The following is a 24,671-nucleotide window of genomic DNA, read 5'->3' as shown; positions in this document are numbered from 1 at the left end:
GGGAGTGTCAACATTCTGCGTTTTGACACTCTCTTCTTTGTTAGATGAATTTAAAATTTGGTTTTTATTATTCACTGATAACTCTTCTGTATTCCGCTATTGCTATCTTTTCTGATAAGTATGCATTAATCAAGTTTGTATGTGCTTGTGTCCATGATAACTGTGCGGATAATACGTCTACCATATTTGCTTTTCCCTCGTTGTAAGAGAAAGAAACCAGGTCGAGATTTTCATTAGCCAGATTCATCGTTTCTGTGGCTGTCTTTACCTGATATTCCGTTTCAGTCAACTTAGTCAGTGCGGCTGAAAGTTCTTCGTTAATATTGTCCGTCACATAGCTTTGTTGTAACTTCTGTATTCCGATAAACGCTTTTTGTTGGCGGTTCGTCTTGAAACGGGCGCCCCATCTGAAAATCGGGATATTGAGATTAATGCCGACAATGGGATTGAATGAAACATCATATCCGAGATTTGGCGTACTAGTTGCCCATCCACCGCTGAAATACATACTCAACTGAGGATTGAATTGACTTAATGCGGCTTTACGTTGCGCTTGACTTTTCATGATGTTCACTTCCGTACTTTCATAATCCGCACGTCGTTGCAATACATTTTCAAGAGAAAGGATTTGTATAGGAGCAGAAGTCTTGTCAATAGTATAAAGACTGTCTACGGGGGTGTTGGGAGCTATTCCCATCAGAATATTCAATTTCTGCAATGCCAACGTGTAATTCTGACGGGCTTTGATATATTGAAGTTCAGCTTCTTTTAGCCGGGTGGAAATCATGAGTAGGTCTGTACGGCTAATCATTCCATCATTGAAACGGTCTAGAATAATATCATATTGCTGTTTTACGATATGTTGATATTTATCGGCAGCTTGCAGCATTGCTTGTGAAGCAGACGCATTCCAATAGACTGCATCGCTCTGATAATGAATTTGGTCGATTGTCATTTCCTCATTGAGCAGGCCGAGTTTTTCATCCGCTTTGGCAATCTTGTGTTGAGCGTTGAGTGCCCCTCCTGTATAAAGAGGTTGCGAGACGACGAATACTCCTTGATAGGTGTGGTTACGGTATTCCCCTAATGGCTCGTTCCATGCTTTAAGATCACTCATATTGAGTGTACCGTCCGCATTGATATCGATTTTGGGCAGGAAACCGGTATGAGCAATCTTACGTGCCTCCGCACTTGCTATAGTTTTTAGTTTCTGTTGCTTGAGTATTTGGCTATAAGCTTCCACTTTATCCCGGTACGCTTCCCGGCTGAGAAAGGGGTGTTGTGCCTCGGCTGTAAGACTAAGGAGCAGCAGAGACAGAGTTATTAGTTGAGTTCTCATTTTATTCATTGTAATTTATTTCTTCTGTCTAAATAAGGGTTATATTTAGTTTTTGATTCTTTGGATAGCGCAATAGGCCACCGGAAGAACGAATAGCGTCAGAGCTGAAGCGACCAACAATCCTCCCATAATCGTAGCCGCCATACCTCCGAACATCGCATCAAATAGTAGCGGTAACATTCCCAAAATTGTTGTTCCGGAAGCCATCGCTACGGGGACGATACGGCTGGTTGTAGCACTGACTACAGCTTCTAAAGGCTTTTTACCCATAGCTGTTTCCAAGTCTATCTGTTCGACGAGTACAATCGCGTTTTTGATATTCATTCCAATCAATCCCAGTAAACCGAGAATGGAAAAGAAGTCGAACGATTTGCCAAGTACTAATAATCCCAGCACGATACCAATGAAGATCAGTGGTAACATCAATAGAATTACGGTCGGTTTGCGATACGTCTTGAATAAGAACAACAAGGTTACAAACATCAGGAAGAAAGTCAGCGGTAAATTTTTAGCCAACGCCTCATTTGATTCGACTTGACTTTCCTGTTCTCCGAAGTACTTCATTGTATATCCTTCTGGGACCTTAATTTCTTTCTGTACCTGAGACCACACCTGGTTGAAAGCGGCAATTGCATTTACTCCTCGACGTGGGTCGCATTGTGCCATCATTACCATCTGACGGTTGTAATCCTTTACATTCGAGAATCGGTATTGGAAATCAAAATCCGAGACCACTTGTTCCAGGCTGGTTGTTTCATTTCCGCTGCCGAATACGGGTAGGGTACGCAAGTCATTGATACGGAATGAGTCCACTGTATTATCTTTCAATAAGATGGGAAGCACTTGGTCTCCTTGCCTGTATTCCCCTAATGTCATTCCGGTGGTACCGATTTGAATACTTTGAGCCATTCCTTGTCGGGAGACTCCTAGAGGTTGTGCCCGTTCCGGACTATATACCGGTTTCCATACGGGGATTTTATTTCCCCATGAGTTTCGGATATTAATTAAATCCGAGTTTTGATGCATAATCTCCAGTGCTTGATTGGTAAGTGCCACGAGTGTGTCTACATTCGGTCCTATAAAGCCTATCTCGATAGCTGCATCTACTGCGGGAGATAGTTTGAACAGGCTGGTACGAGTGATTGCATTCGGATAGTTGGCTTTCATATATCCGTCGAAATTCTCTTCATATTCTTTCGTATACTTGCTATCCGTCAATTCAACTAATATGTTGGCAAAGTTCGGTTTTGGACCTACCGAAGTGGAAGCCAGGTAATACCTGAGCGGGGTGCTTCCAAAAGTGATTGATACCTTTTTTACTTCCGGTTGCTTCGCTAAATGATCTTCTACCGATTTCATTTCTTTCACGACATCTTGGATACTATATCCATCAGGATAGAATACGTCTGCCCGGAAATAGGGTTTGTCCAAAGAAGGGAAGAAGTTTTGTGGCATCGTTCCCATGATAACCAGCGAGATAATGAACAGTACCACCATCGAACCTAATGTTAACGCTTTTCTGCGAATCAGTGCACGTAGGATGGAAGCGAACTTGTGGTAGAACGGTTTATCGTATGGATCTTTTGCACCATCGTTTACTTTTGCTTTCAGGATAAAGTTACCGAATACTGTGGTCTGCGTGAGAGCAAGTACCCAACTCAATCCCAAAGATATGGCGAGCACCACGAAAAGCGGTTTTACTATCTCCGCCACAGAAGAAGGAGCGAGATAAAGTGGCAAGAATGAACAAATGGCAATGAATGTAGCTCCGAGTAATCCCCATTGAGGACCGGTAGCGCCATCTATCAGGGCCTTTCTTCTATTTACCCCACGTGCAATAGCGATTTGTGCATTGTCTGTTACCACAATGGCGTTATCCACCAACATTCCCATAGCGATAATGAATCCGGCAAGGGAGGTACGATTCAGTCCTACACCGAAGAAAGACATGATGAGTAGAGTTCCACCGATGGAAAAAATAAGTGACGAGCCGATTAGTACACCGGCGCGTAAGCCCATTACCAGCATAATGATTACAATTACAATCAGAATAGATTCGATCAGGTTGATGATGAATCCGTTGTTGGCTTCGTTGGCTATTTCATTTTCCAGATATAGGCTCTGCAACTCCAGACCTACGGGCATGAGCGGCAACAATTCGTTAAGTTTGTTTTTTACATTTTCTCCTGTCTGCACAACATCTCGTTGCGGGTCGGTCGATACACCGATACCGATGGCACGTTTCCCGTTTACGTGCATGATGTTGGACGGCGGATCCATATATCCTTTCTCTATTACAGCGATGTCACCCAGTTTCACTTGTCCGGCTTTTGTTGTAATTACTTGGTTGCGGATGTCGTCAACAGTAGTATACATACCGTTGGCTGTTACCCGTAGCTGCTGTTCGCCGGCTCGGATTTCTCCGGTATTGATAATCTGATTTTGCGATTGCAGCAGACTGGCAAGTTGTTTCGGATCGATACCCATGCCAACTAATTTGTTGGTTGAGATATAGATATTCACTACCTCTGTCTGTACTCCGAATAGGGCAACTTTCATCACTCCATCTGCTGTGACTACCTGTGTTTTAATCCGTTCAGCCCAATTGCGCATCTCTTCGTAAGAATAACCTTCATCTGCCGTCAGTCCGTAATAAATGCCGAATACATCGCCAAAATCATCAGAAACGGTCGGGGTAGATGCGCCACTTGGCAACTGGGGCTGTATATTGAGCACCTTTCGTCGCAATTCATCCCATTTCTGGGGAATGGAATTGGCTGCTAATGAAGGTTGCAGCTCGAATGTAATTTTAGAGAGTCCGTACATGGATTCTGATTTGATCTTATATACGCCACTCATACTTTGAATCTCACGGGAGATAGGTTCGGTAATCAGTCGTTCTACTTCAGCCGGTTCGGCACCCGGATAACGGGTCATGATAACCGCCGACTTGATGACGAACGGAGCATCCTCTTTCTTTCCTAGCTTACCGAAGGAAGTGATTCCCCCGATTAGCAATACTGCAAGAAAGAAATAGATGATTTTCGTGTTATCTAATGAATATTTAGCTAAGTTCATTTCTCTATTTCTTTTACGGTTTCTCCTTCTACTAACTGGTATACGCCTGCGATAATGATCTTTTCTCCGGGTTTCAGACCTTCTGAGATTAGTACTTGAGCTTCTCCGGTAGGTGCATTGACAGTCACTTCACGTTTGTGTACTTTGTTGCCTTCCACTACCCAGACATACATTTTCTTCCCTTCACTTTCGCCAAATACGGCGCTGAGCGGCACGATTGTCCAACTGTCCTGTACCAATGGACCGACATCGGCCGTGAAACGTATGCTACACGTAAAGCCCGGTTTCACAGCATAAAGATCTCGATCGAAAGACGGATCATCAATTGTTATGCTGACCGGGATTCCCGTGCCGTCTGTTGATATATCAAGGTATTCTTCTAATTTTGCCTGAAAGATATGTCCTCTGAATGTGTCGAATTCTACTAGAAAACGAGGATCTTTAGTGCGAAGCAGATAGAGATAGACATCCGGTATGGTGAATTTGATACGCAGATTACGGGTGTTGACTAGTTGCACGATACCTTCTCCGGAGTTGACACGCTGATAGTTTTCTACCAGACGTTTTTCGATGGAGCCGTCGAAAGGAGCTGTCAGTTTTGTGTCGCGCATATTATTGACGGACAACTCATATTCGGATTTTGCTTTCTGATAGTTGGCAAGGCTGATTTCATATTCCTGCACAGAGATCGCTTGGCGGGAGAGAAGCCGTTTGTTACGTTCTACCTGTGCAGCTGCCGTTTCGTAAGCAGATTTGGTTGCGGCATATTGTAATGCAATATCTCTGGGATCAATGGCTGCGATCAGTTGTCCCTTCTTTACTTTTTCTCCCTCGATGACGGGCAATTGAATGATCTGTCCACTGACACGGAATGCCAGTTTTACATATTCTACCGCTTCTACAATTCCCGAAAAATCTTTTCTGATAATCGATCTAGACTCAACAATTGCAGTCTTTACGGGACGACTTGTTGTTGTCTTCGTCTCTTTTTTCTGTCCGCAGCTTGCCAGTAAAATTGCAGCTATCAGGACGAATCCATATTTCTTCTTCATATACCATACTGATGTTTAGAGTTTTTGCGTTGGTTCGTTTCTCTTTATTACAGAGAATAAACAACTTATGGATATGAATGTTCGGGAAAACCGAAAGATTTAGGTCTTAGCTTCTCGGTCTTTTCGGTCTTCCGGAAAAGATTGTGAGTTCAAAAATGGTGAATATGATTTCTGTCGTTGTATAACCATTAAGATCATATTCCAGGTTTTCATTTTCATCGTAGTACTTGAGGTAGACAGTTGGAGTACCTTTGTCGAAATCGAGAAAAAGATAAGAGGTATAATCGTAGATACCTAAATTGGCAAATTCATTTAAGATAGCAGTGTTGAAAAGAGTGCACCATCCTGTAGTCTGTTCGTAGCCGGACATTTCGAACCTACGATGCTCTTTGCTGAAATCATCCTCGTCCACATGTTTGAGTTGCCTTTTTATTTCCGGACCGAAAGAGAGGCGCTTTCTGATAAAATTGAGAACTTCTTCTTTTGTCATTTGTTCTAATTGGGTTATTTCCATTACTTTAGTTTGTTTATTATCTAACAAAGGTAGTTTCTTTATTCGGTAAAAACTGTGTACGCTGATATTTTTTAAGATTTTTCTGTTCTCTCTATGTAGCTTAAAATGAAAAAGAGGAAATTCCCCGCTGAGAATCCCCTCTTTTCATCTTTAACGAAAGATCGAATTATTTCTTCTTACGGTCACCGTAACGGCTCATGAACTTATCAACACGACCTGCAGTGTCTACCAAAGTAGATTTTCCTGTATAGAACGGATGAGAAGTGTTAGAGATTTCAATCTTCAGCAACGGATAAGTTTCACCTTCGAACTCGATGGTTTCTTTAGTTGCTACTGTTGATTTAGACAAAAACATATCACCATTTGACATATCTTTGAATACTACCGGACGGTATGATTCTGGATGAAGGCCTTTTTTCATTTCAGTATCTGTTTTTTTAATTTATATTCTGTTACTATTTTGGTAAGAAATAGTGTAATGGTCATTTTCAGTGCGCAAAGATAATGCTTTTCTGTGAAATAGAAAAAGGTTTTGCTGAAAAACTTTTGTTTATGACGCATTGCTTATTATATAATAAGGTGTATTTGCCCAAAGGGTTATTATTTGTCTTTTAGTTATTTGTTTGCAAGGTAGACATTACAATCTAATGTCTACCTTGCTTTCCGGCAAGAAATAGATGTTCTATTTAAGCCTTTTTCTACTATATTTTTCTTTCCGATGTTCGTTATTCGGTGGATAATGCTTACTTTTGCGTAGAATTTTTATTCACTAACAATAAACTTTAAACAAAATGGTAAATTACAAAGATTTAGGATTGGTAAACACGAGAGAAATGTTTGCTAAGGCTATCAAAGGTGGATATGCTATCCCGGCATTCAACTTCAACAATATGGAACAGATGCAAGCTATCATCAAGGCTGCTGTTGAAACTAAATCTCCTGTGATTCTTCAGGTATCTAAAGGTGCTCGTCAGTATGCTAACGCTACTTTATTGCGTTACATGGCTCAGGGTGCTGTAGAATATGCTAAAGAATTAGGTTGCGCACATCCGGAAATCGTTCTCCACCTTGATCATGGAGATACTTTCGAAACTTGCAAATCTTGCATTGATTCAGGTTTCTCTTCAGTAATGATCGACGGTTCTCATCTTCCTTACGAAGAAAACGTTGCATTGACTAAGAAAGTAGTTGATTACGCACACCAGTTTGACGTAACAGTTGAAGGCGAACTTGGCGTATTGGCAGGTGTAGAAGATGAAGTTTCTGCTGACCACCACACATATACTGACCCTGAAGAAGTAATTGATTTTGCTACCCGTACAGGTTGCGACTCTTTGGCTATTTCAATCGGTACTTCTCACGGTGCTTACAAATTTACTCCGGAACAATGTCATATCGATCCGAAAACAGGTCGTATGGTTCCTCCTCCATTGGCATTCGAAGTATTGGACGCTGTAATGGAAAAACTTCCGGGATTCCCAATCGTTCTTCACGGATCATCTTCAGTTCCTGAAGAAGAAGTGGAAACTATCAATAAATATGGTGGTGCTTTGAAAGCTGCTATCGGTATTCCTGAAGAAGAATTGCGTAAGGCTGCTAAATCTGCAGTTTGCAAAATCAATATCGACTCAGACTCTCGTTTGGCTATGACTGCTGCTGTACGTAAGGTATTTGCTGAAAAACCGGCTGAATTCGACCCGCGTAAATATCTTGGTCCGGCTCGTGACAATATGGAAAAACTGTACAAGCACAAAATCCTTAACGTGCTCGGTTCTGACAACAAATTGGCTCAGTAATCAGATTATTCCAATATAAATATATAAGAAAAGGCTGCAACCATTATGGTTGCAGCCTTTTCTAGTTTCATGATTTTCTTTAAATCGTGATTTTACATTAAGAATCCAAGCAGGATACCGGCAGCAACTGCAGAACCGATAACTCCGGCTACGTTCGGACCCATAGCGTGCATCAGCAGGTAATTGGTCGGATCGTATTCCAAACCGATAACTTGTGAGATACGTGCAGAGTCGGGAACGGCAGATACGCCTGCATTACCGATTAACGGATTAATCTTATTGCCTTTCTTCAGGAAGAGATTGAATATCTTTACGAAGATTACGCCTGAAGCTGTTGCGATGATAAATGACAATGCGCCGAGTGCGAAAATCTTGATAGAATCGAAAGTCAAGAACTCGGAAGCTTGCGTAGAAGCACCCACTGTCAACCCTAACAGAATAGTGATCGTATCAATCAGCGGACCACTTGCCGTATTGGCCAGACGACGTGTCACTCCACTCTCTTTTAATAGGTTACCGAAGAACAGCATACCTAATAAAGGCAAACCGGAAGGAACCAGGAAACAAGTCAGCAACAGACCGATAATTGGGAAAATCACTTTTTCCGTATGAGAAACAGCGCGTGGCGGCTTCATACGGATGACACGCTCGCTCTTGGTGGTGAGCAGACGCATGATAGGTGGTTGTATCACCGGAACCAGTGCCATATAAGAGTAGGCGGATACAGCAATGGCTCCCATTAAATTAGGTGCTAGTTTGGAAGACAAGAATATGGCTGTCGGACCGTCTGCACCACCAATGATACCGATTGCTCCGGCTTGCATGGGATCGAATCCCATTTCCAATGCAATCATGTACGCACCGAAGATACCGAATTGTGCTGCTGCACCGATCAACATCAATTTCGGGTTAGAGATGAGTGCGGAGAAGTCCGTCATAGCCCCAATGCCTAAGAAAATAAGCGGCGGATACCATCCGGATGTCACTCCTTGATACAATATATTCAAAACTGAACCTTCTTCATAAATACCGACTTTCAGTCCGGCATCCATATTGAAAGGTATATTACCGATCAGTATACCGAATCCGATAGGAATCAGCAACATCGGCTCGAACTCTTTGGCTACTGCCAAATAGATGAACCCCAAGCCGACAAGAATCATGACTATGTGTCCTGTGGTAGCGTTGGCAAAGCCTGTGTAGGTCCAGAAGTCGGCTAGGTTGTTTCCTAAAAAGTTTATGAAATCTCCCATATTATTCGATAATTACGAGGTCAGTACCTTCAAGAACAGAATCTCCCTTGTTTACATTGATTGCAGTAATCTTACCGTCTTTGTCAGCATTGATATTGTTTTCCATTTTCATGGCTTCCAATATAATGATGGTCTGTCCTTTCTTTACTGCATCTCCTACATTAACTTTAATATCGAGGATAACACCCGGAAGTGGAGATTTGACGCCTGATTTTCCGGAAGCTGGAGCGGCCGGTTTCACCACCTGAGTAGGAGCGGCCGGTGCATTAGGCATAGGACGTACTACTACAGGTTTAACGGCTGCTTTGGGCTTCTTTTCCATTTCCACTTTATAATGCGTACCGTTCACTTCTACGTGAGCGATATTATCTTCAATATCTCCGATGGTTACTTTATATAAGTTACCGTTGATTTTATATTTATATTCTTTCATCGTTTTTACTTTTTATAAGGTGACTTACTTTCTGGGAGGAGTTTCGCGCAAAGTATAAATCTTTGAACTCCACGGTGAATAGCTCCGTTTTACGCGAGTAATGGTCAGTACAGTTTCTTCTACATCATGTACTTCATCCTGCATTTCGTGCAATGCCATAGAAATAGCGGCATAAACTTCGCCCGGAGCTTGTGACAGCTCTTTGGCTTCATGCTTGTCGATTCCTTTGGATTTCATTGTATTACGCTTACTCAGGTTGACAGCGACTTTACCTACTACTTTGAAAGCGATATACAGAAGGATAAGTCCGCAGAATACTACGCTCATGGCTGAAATGGACATACCGATACCAACCGAGTCATGTTCTTCGAATTTTTCCATCTTGGCATTGCTGTCAAGAGTTTGGTTATTAGTGCTTGGTGTAACATATTTGTCACTGCTTCCACCTTTCACTTCCCATTCTGCTGCTCCGTCGCTAACACGTGCATACGATTGGTTAGGACCTAAAACACCAGCAGGTATCACAACCTTGTCGATTAACTTTTTACCGGAGTCAAATAACCCGATCCAATTGGCGGTTTCCGGATTCAGCTTGCAACTTGTGTGGAAAGTACCACGGTTAGGCTCGCCGTCTGCCCAGAAAAGGGCATGTTGACGCGGCTTTATCAATGTCAGTACGTCACCTTTCGGAATAAAGTAAGTAACTGTATCGCCCGGTTGGTTGCTCACTTTCAGTAAGCAAGCTGCCAAATCGGCGCTACCGAATGATTTATTGAATATTTCAATCCATGCGCTGTGCAGTCCGTAGTCATCCTGAAAATTACTTTGGTTATCTATCAAGACCTCGTTCAGTACCAGCTTGCTGTTCGACTTTTTCTCCCCACAAGAAGTAAGCCCGATCAGTAATAGCAGAGAAAGGAATATTCCGATTTTGGTTTTATTCATAATCGTTCTTGTTTTAATGTGAAAAGTTGGATTACAACGGAATATTTCCATGCTTCTTAGCCGGATTGGTCAGTTTCTTAGTCTGCAACTGTTGCAAAGCGCGAATAACACGGAAACGTGTGTTACGTGGCTCAATCACATCGTCAATGTAACCGTATTTAGCGGCATTGTAAGGATTAGCGAACAATTTCGTGTATTCTGCTTCTTTCTCGGCTAGGAATTGAGCGGGATTCTCCTGATCTTTAGCTTCGCGTGCATATAATACCTCTACTGCTCCGGCACCACCCATTACTGCGATTTCAGCAGTCGGCCATGCATAATTCATGTCACCGCGAAGCTGCTTACAACTCATCACAATATGAGAACCTCCGTAGGACTTACGCAAAGTAATAGTTACTTTAGGTACGGTAGCCTCACCGTATGCATATAATAATTTAGCACCGTGCAGGATTACACCGTTGTATTCCTGACCTGTTCCCGGAAGGAATCCCGGTACATCTACCAGCGATACGATAGGAATATTGAACGCGTCGCAGAAACGGACGAAACGTGCACCCTTACGAGATGCGTTGCTATCGAGCACACCTGCCAGATATTTCGGCTGGTTGGCAACGATACCTACTGACTGTCCGTTGAAACGTGCAAAACCGATGATAATATTCTTAGCATAATCTTTTTGGATTTCCAGGAATTCTCCGTTATCTACGATGGCTCCGATCACTTCGTACATATCATACGGCTTAGTCGGACTATCGGGAATAATGTCATTCAAAGAATCTTCCAGACGATCGATTGGGTCTGTGCAATCCACATACGGAGCTTCTTCAAGGTTATTTTGAGGAATATAGCTCAACAGTTTGCGGATTAATGCGAAACCTTCTTCTTCGGTTTTGGCAGTGAAATGAGTGACGCCTGATTTGGTAGAGTGAACACTTGCGCCACCGAGATTTTCCTGGCTGACGTCTTCACCTGTTACTGTTTTTACAACTTTCGGTCCGGTAAGGAACATATAGGAAGTGCCTTCCATCATCAAAGTGAAGTCCGTTAGAGCCGGAGAGTATACGGCACCACCGGCACAAGGACCGAAGATACCGGAAATTTGCGGAATGACACCGGAGGCAAGGATATTACGTTGGAAGATTTCAGCATAGCCGGCAAGAGCATTGATACCCTCTTGAATACGGGCACCGCCTGAGTCGTTGATACCGATACAAGGTGCACCCATCTTCATGGCCTGATCCATGATTTTGCAAATCTTCTGTGACATTGTTTCAGACAGTGAACCGGCAGAAACGGTGAAGTCCTGTGCGAACACATATACCAGACGTCCTTCGATAGTACCGCAACCGGTTACTACACCGTCTCCGGGATAGTGCTTCTTGTCCATGCCGAAGTTCGTACATCTGTGCTCAACGAACATGTCCATTTCTTCAAAGCTCCCTTCATCCAGCAACATAGCCAGACGTTCGCGTGCTGTGTATTTCCCTTTTTCATGTTGCTTCGCAATTGCTTTTTCACCGCCTCCGAGACGTGCTACGGCACGGCGTTCAATAAGCTCTTTAATTTTTTCAAGTTGATTACTCATGAGTTCTTGTTAGTTTTAGAGTTTATGATTAATGTTCGCAGAGTTCTGTCAGCACACCTAGAGTGGACTTCGGGTGGAGGAAAGCGATATTCAAACCTTCGGCACCTTTGCGCGGAGCCTTGTCAATCAGGCGGATTTCTTTGCTTTCTGCTTCTGCCAAGGCATTGGCTACGCCATCTTCTACGGCAAATGCAACGTGATGAACACCTGCACCTTTGTTTTCAATAAACTTAGCGATGGTACTCTCGGGGCAAGTCGGCTCCAACAGCTCAATTTTTGTTTCGCCTACTTTTAAGAAAGCAGTTCTTACCTTCTGATCTTCCACTGTTTCAATGTTGTAACACTTCAAACCCAATACATTTTCGTAGTAAGGAAGGGCTTCTTCGATGCTTTTTACGGCAATGCCCAGATGTTCAATGTGTGAAATCTTCATAACTATACTTTTTTATTTGGTTTTAATTATGTGCTTATATGGCATAAAACAGCACAAAGAAAGACAATTCTTACCTAATAAAGAAATATTTCTGCATTTAATTGCTGCGTTATAAAGCATAAAAAATCATAGGACAGGGATATGAAGAGCCGTTTTGTAATCTTGAGATTACATTTAGATATAAAATTTGACTAGAAGATTGTTTAGCCAAGTCCAACTGACACGAAACCAGCGGCGGGTGCTGCTTTGTTTTCCACCAAAGCGAAGCACGAAATCCCGATAGCCATGTTTACGGAACGGAAGTCCTACATCCATGAATTCCATGTGGCGGAACCCGCGTTGATGGGCATCTTCCAATGCTTTCCAAACAGCCAGTATACCGGGATATTGCAATGCGTATGTCTTTCGCATTCCTCCTGAAAACCAAAGGAAGGCACTCTCTCCGGAATAGATACAGACAGCTCCGCCGATAATTTTCTCCTTATATTTGACGATGAATATTTTTGCTTGTTTGCCCCTGATGAGCATACTGTTCATGTGTCGGAAGAAATCGTTGGCGGGGAAATATCTGCGTATACGGGAGGAATAGACTTTATGTAGCATTCGTGAGAAATCGCGAATCTCTTCTACTGTATGTGCCTCTTCTACTTTTGCTCCGTTCTTAAGTCCTTTTTTTATTTGCCGGATACGTGACGGACTAAATCGGTCTTCTACATTTTTCATACTATGCAGCGAGTTGCGTACCCGTAGCCAATTGACCGGAAAGTAGTTATTGTTTCGGAAGAAACGATAACCGAACATCGAATTATTCAGATTACGGAATTCGATAAGGAAGCAGGTGCGTGTTGCCTCCTGAGTGAGATGCTCAAGCATCTCTCCAAAAACTTCCTCAGCTTTTTCCTTGTTAGCGGAAAGCGACTCATCCAACCCTTCGCCTTCACTGTATACTACACAGTGTTTTACCAATGAAGAGGGGAGCCATCTTTTTGCTTTGCGGATGGCTGCGAGTAAACGTGCCATTGGTTTGCCGTTTTCCGTTGCCACTATCAATAAAGGAGTATAGCCCGGAGTCGCTTCGTAAATCAGAAACAGCTCTTTGGAATGAAAGGTATTCTTTCCCGGCAAATAAGGAATATCCTTTCCTTTATAATATGTTGTTAGTTTAAGTGGCATTCAACTACAAAATTACAATTTTTATTTCTCATACAACAAGAAAACGGATAATTTATTGGAAATGCTAATAGTACAATTTTTTATTTTTTTGGTAAAAATGTATCAGATAAAAGAAATATAGTATCAAAAGTGAGTACGTATATAATTTATAATCGTCATTAATATGATTATAATCAAGTGGTTTTTGCAAAACAACGAGAATTAATATTAACTTTAAATTAAGACGAATGAGTAATTATGCATTTGTTGAAACATGGAGAACACATCAGAGACGTGCTTCCATGATTTTAGGGCTCTCATTATTGTGCGCCCCCCTGTGCTCTCCCGCTTATGCGGAAGGCGGAGTGTCTGATACTATGGTGCAAGCTGTAATGCAAACAAAGACAGTGAGAGGAACTGTGTTGGATGAAACCGGTGAGCCGCTGATTGGAGTTTCTGTTGTTGTGAAAGGTACGAATACAGGTACGATTACTGATTTTAACGGTAACTTCTCAATTAATCTTCCTGTTGGGAAAAATGTTTTGGTGCTTTCCTATATTGGGTATAAGGAGCAGACAGTGACGGTGACTGGTAACGCTCCATTGAACCTGAAGATGATTGCTGATACGCAGGCATTGGACGAAGTTGTGGTAATCGGCTATGGTTTAGTGAAGAAACGCGACTTGACAGGAGCTGTATCTTCTGTGAAAGCTGATGATATTACGATTGCTCCGACTTCTAATGCAATGGAAGCTCTGCAAGGTAAAATTGCAGGTATGGATATAACTAAGACTAGTGGTCAGATTGATTCAGAACCTTCTATTATTTTGCGTGGTTCTCGTTCCATATATGGCAGTAATGAACCTCTATTCATTATTGATGGTATGCCGGGTAATTATAATCAGGTGAATCCTTCGGATATTGAAACAGTCGATGTGTTGAAAGATGCGTCTTCTACTGCTATTTATGGTTCTGCCGGTGCCAATGGGGTAGTCATGATTACTACTAAACGTGGTAAGCAAGGCAAGGCTACCGTGAATTTTGATGCTTACTATGGTTTTAGCGGAACTCCGAACTATAAGCATGGAATGACTGGTGACGAGTGGGTGAACTATCAGAAAGAGGCTTATGCTTATAAAAATGGTTCGCTTCCGGAAAATATGTCTAGCGTGCTGAATAACGCTGATTATACTAAAGCCTATGAGACAGGAAAGTGGATTGACTGGGTTGACCAAGTATCCGGTAATACGGCTACTACCCAAAAATATAGCTTGTCTGTAAATGCCGGTGGTGAAAAAACCAAAGTTTTTGCTTCTCTTTCTTATAATAGAGAAGAAGGACTTTTGGCTAATGAGAATCTGAATAAATATCAATTTCGCTTGAATATCGATCAAGAAATTTTCAGTTGGGCTAAAGTCGGTTTCACATCCAGCCTTGCTTATCAAGATAAAAATCAAGGGGTGAAGAATACGTTTACCAAAGCTTTAACTTCTATGCCTTTGGGAGATGCTTACGATGAAAATGGAAACATAAACCATGAGTTTATAGAAAATCAAAATACTCCTCTAGGCGACTTTATCGAGGGACAATATGCTAATAATACTAAGACTACTTACATTAATTCGAATGCTTATTTAGAATTGACTCCCGTCAAAGGATTGAGCTATCGTTCGCAAGTGAGTGCCACATTGAGTCATTCGCGTCAAGGTCAGTATTGGGGGGCGCAGTGTAATGCCAACCGTCCATCATATGCAGGCTCTCCTCATGCGGCTATTACCAATAAAGATGGCTACTCGTATCTGTGGGAAAATATTCTCAATTATAAGCTGACGGTGGCACGTGACCATGATTTTGGCGCAACTTTCATCACTTCTTGGCAGAAGAACAATAATGAAAGTTCGTTAGCTTCCGGTAGTGGGCAGGATTTGGATAAGTGGTCATTCTGGAGATTGACTTCCGCCAAGTCACAACACATAGAATCGGATTATCAACAAAAGCAACAGATGGCGTATGCAGTCCGTTTTAATTATGCGTATAAAGGCAAATATCTTTTGAATCTGTCTAATCGTTGGGATGGAGTATCTTGGCTGTCCGAAGGACATAAATGGGACTCTTTCTTTGCTGCTGCATTAGGTTGGAGGGTTTCAGATGAAAATTTTATGGAAAGTACTAAAAATTGGTTAAGTAATTTGAAACTGCGTTTGGGTTATGGTGTCACCGGTAATTCGGGTGGTATTACCGCTTATTCTACCTCCACTACTCCAATTGTTTATTCTGCTAGTGGTGTTTCTGTAGGTGGAGCTGTTGTACCGTTCGCACAATATACAGGCACGGTGGCTAGCCTGGATTTAGGCTGGGAAAAGTCATACAACTGGAATATTGGTCTCGACTTCGGATTATTTAATAACCGTATTGATGGTTCTGTAGAGTGGTTTAAAACAAAAACGAAAGGTTTGTTGTATTCCCGTACACTTCCTATAACTTCGGGCTTGACCGGTTGGGGAAGTCCATTGAAAATGTGGCAGAATTTGGCGGAAACCGGCAATCATGGGGTGGAAGCTACCATTAACTCACATAACATTAAGACCAAATCGTTTACCTGGAATACTACTTTGTCTCTGACTTGGAGCAAAGAGAAAATCGAATCATTGCCTGATGGCGATTTGGAAAAAGAAAGTTTGTTTGAAGGAGAACCTATTCATTCTTTATACGGTTACAAATATGCCGGAATTTGGGGAACAGACAGTGACGAGGAAACAATGAAGACATATGGCGTCAAACCGGGTTTCATCAAGATTGATACGGTGGAAAAAGATGGAGATGGTGGCGTTCATAAGTATAGTGACAAAGACCGTCAGGTTTTGGGACACACTAATCCTGACTGGATTGTTGGCTTGAACAACACATTTACTTTCAAGAATCTAGATTTGTCAGTATTTGCAATGGGACGTTTTGGGCAAACCATTTGCAGTGACTTATTAGGTTATTATACTGCGGAACAGTCTGTAACTACCAATCAGCTAGCTGGCGTGGACTATTGGACGGAATCTAATCAGGGTGCCTATTTCCCACGTCCCGGAACAGGAACGGAACAGAAAACTGTTTATACTGCACTTAAATATCGGGATGGTTCGTTTATTAAGATTAAGAATATCACGCTGGGATATACGTTGCCAAAGAATATTTCCCAAAAGGTATTGTTGTCTAAATGTCGTGTGTATGCCACCATGTATAACCCTATTATTTGGGTGAAAGATAAACAATTGAAGGGTACCGACCCTGAAACGAACGGTTCGGATGCTTTCCCAACTTATCGTCAGTTTGTGTTTGGCGTGAATTTAACATTTTAATAGAGAAGGAGATTTGATATGAATAAAACAATATATAAGATTTCGTTGTCTGCCGTTGCAGCAACCATGTTGTCTTTTCAGGCTTGTTCTTTGGAAGAGGTCAATCCGGGTGGTTTCCTCATTGAAGACTTGACACTGACTAGTGAAGGGTATACTGAATTGATTAATCAATGCTATTTTTCCATGGAACGCGGATTTTATGGAACGGATGGATGGATGGCGTTCACAGAAGGAGACACTGATTTGTGGACTTACAGAGCGAATGATGCTAATAGTTATCAACAGTTTTTCTGGTTCTATGCCGGTGCGGCTGCTAATACCACATATACCGATAACATTTGGAACAATGCCTACGATGGCATTGGGTCATGCAATACGGCTATCTCTTTGGCTGATAAAGCTCCTTTTACTACCGAAGAAGAACGGAATGCGAAAGTGGCCGAGGCACGTTTCCTGCGGGCTGTTTACTATTTCAATTTAGTGGAGCAATTTGGAGCTGTCACGAAATTGGTCGATGTGCCTAAGTTGCCGAACTATGCGCCAACACGCACCGAGCCCTTGGAAATCTATAAAGATGTGATTATTCCGGATTTGGAATTTGCCGCAACATGGTTGCCTGTTGGCGATCACTCTACCACTACCACACCGACCAAAAAGTCTGCTATGGCTTTCTTGGCAAAGGCTTGTCTTCAGACGTATGAGTATGGTTCTATTGAGTATCTGCAGATTGCATTGGACAATGCAAAAAAGCTGATAACCGATTGTGAAAGTGGAGGAAATACTTATATGACTTATATGTATCCTACGTATGCGGAGGTGTTCAAAGAAGATAACAATTTTGAAAATAAGGAGGCTCTTTGGAAACATCGTTGGGCTGCTAGTTCTAGCGCGCATGGTTCTAGTAATGGTAATTACAAGTTGAATCGTAACGACGAATATTTCCTTTGTAACCTGACGAAGTTTGGTGCTCGTCAAGATAGTCAGGAAAGTCGTCTGACATGGGAAGGATCTATCAATGGTATCTTTATGCCTACTCAACACTTGCTGAGTCTCTATGTGCAAACTGATGGAACTTTGGATCCCCGTTATCATCAGTCATTTACTACCGAATGGAATGCGAACCAAAACTATTCATGGACTTCTGACGATTGTACTAATTTCCGTAAAGACAGAAGTGTGGAAGGTAAAAGTCTGACCATTGGCGACTTGGCAGTTAAGTTTATCACTCCGCAGGATAATGATTATGAGACAGAAAAAGCTAAAAAAGCAACCTCTGACTATCTGATAGTAGATTATGCTGATGTGTATGACGCAGCGAAGAAAAATGTGATTATGAAGAATGGATCTAATGAAAATCAACTTCGTTATTTTTATCCTTCTCTCAATAAGCATAACAGCAGTAATTATTACGTAGCCAGCGCTTCTAAAAAACGTAATGGTAATTTGAATGCGACATTTATTATGCGTATGCCCGAGGTGTATTTCATTGCTGCCGAAGCAGATCTTTATTTGAATGGAGGAACCAATGCACTTGGTTATCTAAACAAGGTTCGTCTTCGTGCTAATGCAAAGGCACTTCAAGAAACCGTAGACGTGCGTACCATTTTGGATGAACGCGCCCGTGAACTATGTGGAGAATATTGCCGATTTTATGATCTAAAACGCACAGGAATGTTGAAAAATAAATCTTATTTGGAAGCGACACATCCTGATTTAGCACAATATTTTGAACCGAATTACGCACTTCGTCCTATTTCTACTAATTTTACAGCTACCATTTCAAATGGTGCAGAGTATCAGAATCCTGGTTATTAACAGATGTGTGTAATAATAATTTTGATGAAGGCAGTCATTTTTCTCATTTAGTTTTCGTAGTCAAATTGCCAATGCGGAAGAATATGGAACAAATGGGTATTAGACCTTTATAGATTAATTATTTTGTAGAGAGGGATATGTCGTGAGATACATTTCTCTCTTTATTTATCGGTGCTTATTGTAAGATGAATTAAAAGCCTTGCTGCATTTTTTTCATTTTTTGATATTTTGTGTACTTTTGTTGTACTCAAATTATATTGATTATGATAGAAGAAATATTAGTTTACAACAAAAAATTTGTTGAGAACAAGGGATATGAATCGTATATTACCAATAAATATCCCGATAAGAAAATAGCGATTCTTTCTTGTATGGATACCCGTTTGACAGCATTGCTTCCGGCAGCGTTGGGTATAAAGAACGGCGATGTGAAAATGATAAAAAATGCAGGTGGTGTTATTTCCCATCCTTTTGGTAGCGTGATCCGGAGTTTACTCGTAGCTATCTTTGAACTGGGTGTGGAGGAGATTATGGTGATTGCCCATTCTGACTGTGGGGCTTGCCATATGCATAGTGAGGAGATGATCGGGAAAATGAAAGCACGGGGGATCAATCCGGATTATATTGACATGATGCGTTTCTGCGGAGTAGATTTTAATTCCTGGTTGGACGGTTTTGAAGATACGGAAAAGTCGGTAAGAGGAACTGTTGATTTTATCGTACACCATCCTTTGATTCCTTCGGATGTGAGAGTTTACGGATTTATTATTGATTCTACGACCGGAGAATTGACGAGAATAGTATAATTGCATTATCTTTGCATACATTAATCAGATGAAACCGGAAATGATATGGAAAATTTCAGTGAATTGATAAAGAACCGTCGCAGTATGCGTAAGTTTACTGATGAAGAACTGACTCAAGATGAGGTGGTTGCCTTGATGAAAGCCGCTTTGATGTCTCCCTCTTCCAAACGCAGTAATAGTTGGCAGTTTATAGTTGTTGATGATAAAGAAATATTAAAAGAACTGTCTCACTGTAAGGAGCAGGCCTCTTCCTTTATTGCTGACGCCGCTTTGGCGATTGTTGTAATGGCTGACCCGTTGGCGAGTGATGTTTGGATTGAAGATGCTGCGATTGCCTCCATTATGATACAGTTACAGGCGGAAGATCTAGGATTGGGAAGTTGCTGGGTACAGGTGCGCGAACGTTTCACAGCCACCGGAATGCCTTCCGACGAATTTGTACATGGAATACTGGATATACCTTTGCAGCTTCAGATTCTGTCCGTTATAGCTATCGGTCACAAAGGAATGGAACGCAAGCCTTTCAATGAAGAACACCTTCAGTGGGAGAAAATTCACATTAATAAGTTTGGAGGAAAATAACGATGGGAGCTGCCAAAGCAAATAACAGCAAAGATACCTATATGGCTACTGCTGTTTCTTTTATAGTAATAGGAGCACTCTTTTTGATCGATAAACTGATTCATTTTTCTTCTCTTGGTTTGCCTTGGGTGATGAATAAGGATAATATGTTATTGTACGCTTCTGTCTGTTTCCTTATTTTCAAACGGGATAAATCCATTGGTTTCGTGTTGCTGGGACTTTGGCTGGTGATGAATATCGGGCTGGTGATATCGTTGCTGGGCTCGTTATCAGGATATCTGTTGCCATTGACGTTGCTCATCATCGGAATTATTTTATTTTGGATTGCAAAACGGTAAAGAAGTGATGAATAGAAGTATAGAAGATACTCCGATTGTGTTTATCGGTGCCGGGAATTTGGCCACTAATCTGGCAAAGGCGCTTTATTACAAAGGTTTTCGTATCGTGCAAGTGTATAGCCGGACGAAAGCATCTGCCCGTGCTTTAGCCGAACAGGTAGAAGCCGGATATACGACGGATTTACAGGAAATATCAAAAGAAGCCCGATTATATATTGTATCTCTGAAAGATGCGGCTTTTGTTGAATTATTGCCTCAGATAACGGAAGGAAAGCAAGATGCGCTGCTGGTACATACGGCGGGCAGTATCCCGATGAGTGTTTGGGAGAAATATGCGGAACGTTATGGAGTGTTTTACCCCATGCAGACTTTCAGTAAGCAACGTGAAGTTAATTTCCGGGAAATACCCTTCTTTGTTGAGGCGAAAAGACCGGAAGATGTGGAACTTCTGAAAGCGATAGCTGCGACTCTTTCGGATAATGTGTACGAGATAACTTCCGAACAGCGTAAGAGTCTTCATTTGGCTGCTGTCTTTATCTGTAATTTTACAAATCATATGTATGCCTTAGCGGCGGATTTGCTTGAAAAGTATAATCTGCCTTTCGATGTCATGCTTCCGTTGATTGATGAGACTGCGCGTAAAGTGCACGAATTGACACCTCATGAGGCACAAACCGGACCGGCAGTGCGTTATGATGAAAATGTGATAAGTAATCATCTTGCTATGTTGGCAGACTCGCCGGCGTTACACGAAATATATAAATTAATGAGTAAAAGTATCCATGAGCACCATCAATTATGATTTGTCCCGTATCAAGGCGTTGGCTTTCGATGTTGACGGAGTCTTGAGTTCGACCACAGTTCCCCTGCATCCCTCCGGTGAGCCGATGCGTACTGTGAATATTAAGGATGGTTATGCTATCCAGCTTGCCGTAAAGAAAGGGCTTCATATCGCTATCATTACCGGAGGGCGGACAGAAGCCGTACGTATCCGCTTTGAAGGCTTGGGAGTGAAGGATTTGTATATGGGCTCTGCCGTAAAGATACATGATTATCATGCGTTCCGTGATAAATATGGATTGTCTGACGATGAAATATTATATATGGGGGATGATGTGCCCGATATAGAAGTGATGCGTGAATGCGGTCTTCCCTGCTGCCCGAAAGATGCTGTTCCGGAAGTAAAATCCGTAGCAAAGTACATCTCTTATGCCGATGGCGGTCATGGCTGCGGACGTGATGTGGTGGAGCAAGTGCTGAAAGCTCATGGGCTGTGGATGGCACAGGATGCTTTTGGTTGGTAGCACACAAAAAAGAACAAACAGAATAACTAATTCGTAATTGATAAAGTAATGCTTGATAATTTAAAGAAATATCAGATCATATTAGCTTCCAACTCGCCTCGTCGGAAAGAGCTAATGTCGGGTTTGGGAGTGGATTATGTGGTAAGGACTTTACCCGATGTGGATGAATCCTATCCGAATACATTGGCTGGAGCGGAGATACCCGAATTCATAGCCCGTGAAAAGGCGGACGCCTATCGTGCTATGATGAAACCGGGAGAATTATTAGTGACTGCTGATACCATTGTGTGGCTGGATGGTCAGGTTTTGGGCAAACCGGAAGGGAGAGAGGGGGCTGTTGAAATGCTCCGTGCACTTTCGGGGAAATCACATCAGGTTTTCACCGGTGTTTGCCTGACTACTACTGAATGGCAGAAAAGTTTTACCGCATCTTCCGATGTTCTGTTCGATGTCTTGTCTGACGATGAAATACAGTATTATGTCGATTGTTATCAACCTATGGATAAGGCGGGAGCATACGGTGTACAGGAATGGATTGGATATATCGGAGTGAAATCTATTTCCGGTAGCTTCTATAATATAATGGGACTCCCCATACAAAAGCTGTACGGGGAGTTGAAAAAGTTATAATAAATCCAACATTAAAGGAATGTCTTCTTCTCGAACACCTTGTTTGAGAAGAGCTTCTTCATCTTTATGGAACATTTCCAGGAAATGTTCACGGCTTTCACAGGCTATAATTGCCTTTCCATAGAAAGTGACCGCTTTCTGGATATCTCCCATCACCCATGCAACGTGCCCGGCATTCATGTAATCGATTGCCTGCGGCTTTTGTCCGATGATTTTCTCGTAATATTTCATGGCTTGTTCATATTTCCGGCTGATGAATGAGCACCATCCGATACCGCGCCATGCTTTCACACAATTGCTCTTGATGAAGTCCAACTTGAAGAAGTAATTCAACGCTTCTTCATATTGTTCCATTTCTGCCAGGCAATTACCGATATAGAAAATTACGTTTGCATCTTCCGGAGCCACTTCCTCTACCTTTTTATAATAGGCGAGAGCCGCCCGGTAGTTCTTAGTCAGCCGATAGCAGGTAGCCAGATGGCGGTTGTTCCAGATGTTATCCGGTTTTAGTGTATCAGCTTTCAGATAGGCCTGAATAGCTTCTTCGTATTGTTTTGTTTTCTGTAACACATATCCGAACTTTTGGTAACCGTCAGCAATATCGTCCCCTTCAAATTCTCCGATTTCTTCCAACTCTTTGTAGATTTCGACCGCTTCCTCCCAGCGTTCTTTTGATATATAGAAGTCGGCGATGGGGAATAACACGTCTGCCCAATACAAGATATTGTCGAGTGCGGGAACATTATGGAAGTCAAGTTTATCTTGAAAAATATCTCTGAATTCCTGTCGGCGCACGCTCAGCTTGAAGAAACGGTAAAGATCGTGTAAATACTGGTTGCTGATAGCACCCGGACTTTCGTTAAGTCGTTTTATCATTTCAGGATTTGAATTTGAATTCTCCATCAATTCGTTCATTTGCTGCTCGTTGAGCTGGCTGAGCATCATGTCCTGCTGCGCTTGGGGTAATTGGTGGATGGTGAAAAACAACGAATATTTGTCGCTATTGCTGAAGATTCCCGCTTCAAGTATCAAGTCCAATACTGTGTTTCCTTTATTACCTGTTTTTTTCAGCGCTTTTAGTACGCTGGAGTGTTGCTTGCTGAAAGGATAGAACCAGTTCTGCACTTCACGGAAGAACGGATAACTCTTCAGAGCGGCAAATGTACTCATATATACATCAGCTCCTTCAAGCTGGAGCTCGCTCATTTCACGCAGCTTGTCTCCCAAACCGGATTTTTCGAAAGTGTCTTCCCAATCCGGATTCTTGTCATCGTTCTCTTCATCGTTCTCCTCTAGGTCGAATCGCATATTCTTCATAGAAGAGACAGACTTCAACATTTCAGGAATAATCTCTTCCCGCATCTTTTTATCGATTTTCTCTGTTTCCTGACATAAGAGCATTTGGTGATAAACACGTGCGACCTCCTTTCTGAATGTAGGGATTTCATCCATGAGATCTACTCTCTTGAGGATTTCCGGATAAAAGATCAAACGGTTTCTGTAAATGTGGAAGATAATCATTACACCTACCAATGCCCGTTGGCTGACGCTGACGTTCGAATGACTGTATGCGTTGAGTAGCCACATTATTTTCCGCACATCGAAACTTTCCATCAAACTTAGTGTGACAGCGCTTGTGAACAGGCATAAATCTTCTCCCGGAAGTAATTCGGACGCAAGCATGGCTTGTGCCTCTTCTTCGTCCTGAGGAGTCCATGCGCTGTTTGTCCATACCCTGACGAACATGAATTTGAGTGTGTCTTCATGCCGTTTCAGGACTTCATCCATTTTTGTGTCAGAGAGTAATCCGCTGACTGCCAAGTCGTCATTGAATGACTCCAATATATGCAGTATTGTTTTAATGCCGTAGTTCGCTAAGTCCGGTGATGTAGGAGTGCGGCGCACTTCGTGATAATAGTTGGATGAAGCGTTGTCCAGCATGAGCAACCGCGATTGGTCGGCGATAGCCCACGTATCCGTAAGCATTTTCTGATACAGATTCCATCGTTCGGGATCATTGGCTCCCTGTCTCATATAATCGAGCATATACTTATATGAAGTTTGCAGCTGTTCCAATCGGGTACGTAAATCCCAGTCAGAGCATTGCCACAACAGGGATTCCAATTGTATCAAGGCTTCCTTAAGTCTTCTATCTTCAAGTAAGGAATATATATATGCGTATTGTTCATTAATTGTTTTTTCGTTCATAATTTGATCAATTATTTATTTCTTTCCATCTACATGGAACAGTGCAAAAAGAATGCCA

21 protein-coding genes are annotated in these 24,671 nt (G+C 42.1%); 9 read left to right on the top strand and 12 right to left on the bottom strand.

The window, feature by feature from the left end:
- Positions 1-67 precede the first annotated feature (67 nt).
- The 5 genes from GD630_RS18955 to GD630_RS18935 form a co-directional block, all read right to left on the bottom strand.
- Entirely contained in the window at positions 68-1,339 is a 1,272-nt protein-coding gene (locus GD630_RS18955; RefSeq protein ID WP_182505662.1) for a TolC family protein, read from the bottom strand.
- Positions 1,340-1,384: 45 nt separating this feature from the next.
- Complete coding sequence (locus tag GD630_RS18950; RefSeq protein ID WP_143866639.1) at positions 1,385-4,417, bottom strand: efflux RND transporter permease subunit; 3,033 nt, start codon at positions 4,415-4,417, stop codon at positions 1,385-1,387.
- The gene (locus tag GD630_RS18945; RefSeq protein WP_143866641.1) at positions 4,414-5,469 is read right to left on the bottom strand and encodes an efflux RND transporter periplasmic adaptor subunit; all 1,056 of its coding nucleotides are present in this window, start codon (positions 5,467-5,469) and stop codon (positions 4,414-4,416) included. The genes GD630_RS18950 and GD630_RS18945 overlap by 4 nt, the downstream gene beginning before the upstream one ends.
- A 106-nt stretch (positions 5,470-5,575) precedes the next feature.
- Positions 5,576-5,983 carry a hypothetical protein gene (locus tag GD630_RS18940; protein ID WP_143866643.1) on the bottom strand — a complete coding sequence of 136 codons (408 nt, stop codon included), beginning with the start codon at positions 5,981-5,983 and terminating at the stop codon, positions 5,576-5,578.
- Positions 5,984-6,149: 166 nt separating this feature from the next.
- Complete coding sequence (locus GD630_RS18935) at positions 6,150-6,404, bottom strand: type B 50S ribosomal protein L31 (protein ID WP_005678397.1); 255 nt, start codon at positions 6,402-6,404, stop codon at positions 6,150-6,152.
- A gap of 370 nt (positions 6,405-6,774) precedes the next feature.
- On the opposite strand from GD630_RS18935, the gene GD630_RS18930 reads away from it, so the two are divergent.
- Positions 6,775-7,779, top strand: a complete 1,005-nt coding sequence (locus GD630_RS18930) for a class II fructose-bisphosphate aldolase (RefSeq protein WP_007756881.1) — start codon at positions 6,775-6,777, stop codon at positions 7,777-7,779.
- Between the two features lie 92 nt (positions 7,780-7,871).
- On the opposite strand, the gene GD630_RS18925 is transcribed toward GD630_RS18930, so the two are convergent.
- The 6 genes from GD630_RS18925 to GD630_RS18900 form a co-directional block, all read right to left on the bottom strand.
- Positions 7,872-9,032, bottom strand: coding sequence for a sodium ion-translocating decarboxylase subunit beta (locus GD630_RS18925; RefSeq protein ID WP_007756882.1), 1,161 nt, complete (start codon positions 9,030-9,032; stop codon positions 7,872-7,874).
- Position 9,033: 1 nt separating this feature from the next.
- On the bottom strand, positions 9,034-9,465 hold the full coding sequence (locus GD630_RS18920) for an acetyl-CoA carboxylase biotin carboxyl carrier protein (protein WP_007756883.1): 432 nt from the start codon (positions 9,463-9,465) through the stop codon (positions 9,034-9,036).
- Between the two features lie 24 nt (positions 9,466-9,489).
- Positions 9,490-10,410 (bottom strand): OadG family transporter subunit, encoded by a 921-nt coding sequence (locus tag GD630_RS18915; protein WP_143866645.1) that lies wholly within the window; start codon positions 10,408-10,410, stop codon positions 9,490-9,492.
- A gap of 31 nt (positions 10,411-10,441) precedes the next feature.
- The gene (locus tag GD630_RS18910) at positions 10,442-11,995 is read right to left on the bottom strand and encodes an acyl-CoA carboxylase subunit beta (protein ID WP_007756886.1); all 1,554 of its coding nucleotides are present in this window, start codon (positions 11,993-11,995) and stop codon (positions 10,442-10,444) included.
- Positions 11,996-12,023: 28 nt separating this feature from the next.
- Entirely contained in the window at positions 12,024-12,428 is a 405-nt protein-coding gene (gene mce, locus GD630_RS18905; protein ID WP_002561104.1) for a methylmalonyl-CoA epimerase, read from the bottom strand.
- 174 nt (positions 12,429-12,602) lie between these two features.
- The gene (locus GD630_RS18900; protein WP_143866647.1) at positions 12,603-13,601 is read right to left on the bottom strand and encodes a GNAT family N-acetyltransferase; all 999 of its coding nucleotides are present in this window, start codon (positions 13,599-13,601) and stop codon (positions 12,603-12,605) included.
- 227 nt (positions 13,602-13,828) lie between these two features.
- Between GD630_RS18900 and GD630_RS18895 the strand changes: the two genes are divergently transcribed.
- From GD630_RS18895 to GD630_RS18860, 8 genes are all read left to right on the top strand, one after another.
- Positions 13,829-16,930 carry a SusC/RagA family TonB-linked outer membrane protein gene (locus GD630_RS18895; protein ID WP_143866649.1) on the top strand — a complete coding sequence of 1,034 codons (3,102 nt, stop codon included), beginning with the start codon at positions 13,829-13,831 and terminating at the stop codon, positions 16,928-16,930.
- Positions 16,931-16,948: 18 nt separating this feature from the next.
- Positions 16,949-18,745: a RagB/SusD family nutrient uptake outer membrane protein gene (locus GD630_RS18890; RefSeq protein ID WP_143866650.1), complete on the top strand. Its 1,797-nt coding sequence runs from the start codon at positions 16,949-16,951 to the stop codon at positions 18,743-18,745.
- 263 nt (positions 18,746-19,008) lie between these two features.
- Positions 19,009-19,551: a beta-class carbonic anhydrase gene (locus tag GD630_RS18885; protein ID WP_143866652.1), complete on the top strand. Its 543-nt coding sequence runs from the start codon at positions 19,009-19,011 to the stop codon at positions 19,549-19,551.
- 45 nt (positions 19,552-19,596) lie between these two features.
- Positions 19,597-20,133 (top strand): nitroreductase family protein, encoded by a 537-nt coding sequence (locus GD630_RS18880; protein WP_143866654.1) that lies wholly within the window; start codon positions 19,597-19,599, stop codon positions 20,131-20,133.
- A 2-nt stretch (positions 20,134-20,135) separates the two neighbouring features.
- Positions 20,136-20,471 (top strand): hypothetical protein, encoded by a 336-nt coding sequence (locus GD630_RS18875; RefSeq protein ID WP_143866656.1) that lies wholly within the window; start codon positions 20,136-20,138, stop codon positions 20,469-20,471.
- Between the two features lie 7 nt (positions 20,472-20,478).
- A complete protein-coding gene (locus GD630_RS18870; RefSeq protein WP_143866658.1) occupies positions 20,479-21,273 on the top strand; it encodes a Rossmann-like and DUF2520 domain-containing protein in 795 nt (264 codons plus the stop codon).
- Complete coding sequence (locus tag GD630_RS18865) at positions 21,254-21,775, top strand: KdsC family phosphatase (RefSeq protein ID WP_007756902.1); 522 nt, start codon at positions 21,254-21,256, stop codon at positions 21,773-21,775. The genes GD630_RS18870 and GD630_RS18865 overlap by 20 nt, the downstream gene beginning before the upstream one ends.
- Before the next feature lie 48 nt (positions 21,776-21,823).
- The gene (locus GD630_RS18860; protein ID WP_143866660.1) at positions 21,824-22,405 is read left to right on the top strand and encodes a Maf-like protein; all 582 of its coding nucleotides are present in this window, start codon (positions 21,824-21,826) and stop codon (positions 22,403-22,405) included.
- On the opposite strand, the gene GD630_RS18855 is transcribed toward GD630_RS18860, so the two are convergent.
- Positions 22,400-24,613, bottom strand: a complete 2,214-nt coding sequence (locus GD630_RS18855) for a tetratricopeptide repeat protein (RefSeq protein ID WP_143866661.1) — start codon at positions 24,611-24,613, stop codon at positions 22,400-22,402. The genes GD630_RS18860 and GD630_RS18855 overlap by 6 nt on opposite strands.
- Positions 24,614-24,671 lie beyond the last annotated feature (58 nt).

The organism is Bacteroides zhangwenhongii (genome assembly GCF_009193325.2).
GTDB classification, from domain to species: domain Bacteria; phylum Bacteroidota; class Bacteroidia; order Bacteroidales; family Bacteroidaceae; genus Bacteroides; species Bacteroides zhangwenhongii.
Note: the sequence above shows the minus strand (reverse complement) of the source record. Positions and strands in the feature narration are given on the sequence as shown.